At 41.2% G+C, this 605-nt stretch carries 2 tRNA genes; both read right to left on the bottom strand.

The window, feature by feature from the left end:
• Positions 1-309 precede the first annotated feature (309 nt).
• Positions 310-385, bottom strand: a tRNA-Ala gene (locus tag L5M40_RS22555).
• Between the two features lie 138 nt (positions 386-523).
• A tRNA-Ile gene (locus L5M40_RS22550) sits at positions 524-600 on the bottom strand.
• Positions 601-605 lie beyond the last annotated feature (5 nt).

Genomic DNA, 605 nt, shown 5'->3' with positions numbered 1-605 from the left:
TTACTTGTCTCACTTCTGACCAAAGAAGTGGACGCGCCTTAGACGTAAACTATGCCACTAAGCATAATTTACTATTGAATATTCAAGACACTTAATAAAGTGTTTGAGAACTCATGTTCAATGCTTTCGCATTAAACGTTTTGTAATTAATCACATGACAGACTCATGCAATTAAATACTATCAGCTTTCCAAATTGTTAAAGAGCGGGCTTAAAAAAGCCAAAGATAATTTTTTAGTTTATCTTTGGCATCTCTATCCATAGTGCATATGCCTTATTACTTTKCAATAAAGTCAGAATAAGGTGTAAATGGTGGAGCTATGCGGGATCGAACCGCAGACCTCCTGCGTGCAAGGCAGGCGCTCTCCCAGCTGAGCTATAGCCCCATTTACATGCAGTGCGAGTAAGTAAGATGTTCCAAACCTCTAAAAGGATTGGTTTGCCAAATCGAGTTATCCGCGGCAAATTAACGCGACGTTTAGTTCACTAAACGAGTGTTAATTTAACAAAGGAGAACGAAGATTTGGTGGGTCAGAGTGGACTTGAACCACCGACCTCACCCTTATCAGGGGTGCGCTCTAACCAGCTGAGCTACAGACCCATCTT

Source organism: Shewanella sp. SM68 (assembly GCF_025653925.1).
In the GTDB taxonomy this organism is placed as follows: Bacteria; Pseudomonadota; Gammaproteobacteria; order Enterobacterales; family Shewanellaceae; genus Shewanella; species Shewanella oncorhynchi.
The sequence above is the reverse complement of the archived record's forward strand: the minus strand, read 5'-3'. Positions and strand labels throughout refer to the sequence as shown.